General features: G+C 77.6%; 1 protein-coding gene. It reads right to left on the bottom strand.

Annotated features, from left to right (window positions below):
• On the bottom strand, positions 1–1,359 hold a 1,359-nt coding region (locus GTW08_RS30775; protein WP_161152898.1), incomplete at both ends, for an amino acid adenylation domain-containing protein.

Genomic DNA, 1,359 nt, shown 5'->3' with positions numbered 1-1,359 from the left:
GAGGTGATGGAGTCCCCGCCGAGGGCGAGGAAGTCGTCGTCGGGGCCGACCCGGTCGCGGCCCAGGACCTCGGCGAACGCCGCGCACAGCACGCGCTCGACCTCGGTGGCGGGCTCGCGGTCCGACCCGCCCGCGGCGACGTCCGGGGCGGGCAGCGCGGCCTGGTCGAGCTTGCCGTTGGGGGTCAGCGGCATCTCCTCCAGCACGACGACCGCGGCGGGCACCATGGCCTCGGGCAGCACCCGGGCCAGCGCGGCGCACAGCCCGTCGCCGTCGGGAGCGGCGCCGGCGGCGGGCACGACGTAGCCGACCAGCGACGGGGACGGCCCGTCCCGGCGGACGACGACCGCCGCGCGGCCGACCCCGTCGGTCGCCGCGAGCACCGCCTCGACCTCACCCGGCTCGATGCGCTGCCCACGGATCTTCACCTGGCCGTCGGAGCGGCCGAGGTAGACCAGCTCGCCGTCGACGCGGCGCACGACGTCGCCGGTGCGGTAGAGCCGCTCCCCCGGCGCGCCGAGCGGGTCGGCGACGAAGCGGTCCGCGGTCAGCCCGGGGCGGGCGTGGTAGCCCCGCGCCAGCTGCACGCCGCCGAGGTACAGCTCGCCGGGGACCCCGTCGGGGACCGGGCGCAGGCAGGCGTCCAGGACGTGGGTGCGGGTGTTCGCGACCGGCACGCCGATCGGGACGACGGCGCCCGGGTCGGCGGCGACGGTGTGCGCGGTGACGTCGACGGCGGCCTCGGTGGGCCCGTAGAGGTTGTGCAGCGCCACCCCGGTCAGCGCGTGCCAGCGCCGGGCCGCGGCCGCGGACAGCGCCTCGCCGGAGCAGAACACCCGCCGCAGCGTGGCCGCCCACCGCGGGTCGGCGACGACCTGCTCGGCGGCGAGGAAGCCCTCCAGCATCGAGGGCACGAAGTGCAGCGTGGTGATCCGCTCGTCGCAGACCAGCCGCGCCAGGTACTCGGGGTCGCGGTGCCCGCCGGGGGCGGCGAGCACCACGGTCGCGCCGGTCGAGGGGGCCCAGAAGAACTCCCACACCGACACGTCGAACCCGGCGGGGGTCTTCTGCAGCACCCGGTCGTCGGCGGTGAGCGGGTACGCGTCCTGCATCCAGTCGAGCCGGTTGCCGATGGCGCGGTGGCTGACCACGACGCCCTTGGGCCGCCCGGTCGAGCCGGAGGTGTAGATCAGGTAGGCGGCGTCGTCGGGGTCCGGGTCGGGCAGCGCGGCGGGCACCGGGCCGTCGGCGAGCTCGGCGACGGCGAGGCGGCGCACCCCGGGCAGGTCGGGCAGCGGGTCGGTGCCCGCGGGCACCAGCACGGTGTCGACGCCCGCGTCGGCGGCGGTGAACGCGATC

It is taken from the genome of Pseudonocardia sp. SID8383, assembly GCF_009864975.1.
Taxonomy (GTDB): domain Bacteria; phylum Actinomycetota; class Actinomycetes; order Mycobacteriales; family Pseudonocardiaceae; genus Pseudonocardia; species Pseudonocardia alni.
Note: the sequence above shows the minus strand (reverse complement) of the source record. Positions and strands in the feature narration are given on the sequence as shown.